We start from the raw sequence: 525 nt of genomic DNA, 5'->3' as shown, positions 1-525 counted from the left end.
TGACCCCGGTTTGCTGGGCATTAGCAGCGGCGCAGCCTTGTTTGTCGCGTTTGCGCTGTTGATGCCTTTGGGCCTGCCTCCGTTATTAGCACTCTACAGCCCGATGTTGGCCGCCTTCGCGGGCAGTCTGGCGGTGACCGCCATTCTGTTTATGTTGGGACGCGATGAGCGCGGCGGCGTTACCCGCCTGCTGTTAACCGGCATTGCTCTGAATGCGCTGTGCGGCGCTGCCGTCGGCGTACTGACCTACATCAGTAACGATCAGCAACTGCGCCAGTTTTCACTCTGGGGTATGGGCAGTCTGGGGCAAGCGCAGTGGCCAGTGCTGCTGGTGGCCGCTTCGCTGATCGTTCCCGCCATGGTGGGCGTACAGTGCTATGCCCGCAAACTCAATCTGCTCCAGTTAGGTGACGAAGACGCACACTATCTGGGCGTGAAGGTCAAACAGACCAAGCTGATTTTGCTGCTGCTCAGCGCGCTGCTGGTTGGCACGGCGGTGGCGGTCAGCGGCGTGATTGCGTTTAT

The 525-nt window shown here is 60.2% G+C and carries 1 protein-coding gene; it reads left to right on the top strand.

The genetic code is table 11. The annotated features are described in order from the left end of the window. On the top strand, window positions 1–525 hold a 525-nt coding region (locus J5224_RS35040), incomplete at both ends, for a FecCD family ABC transporter permease (protein ID WP_264629392.1).

This window comes from Candidatus Symbiopectobacterium sp. NZEC135 (genome assembly GCF_025962695.1).
The sequence above is the reverse complement of the archived record's forward strand: the minus strand, read 5'-3'. Positions and strand labels throughout refer to the sequence as shown.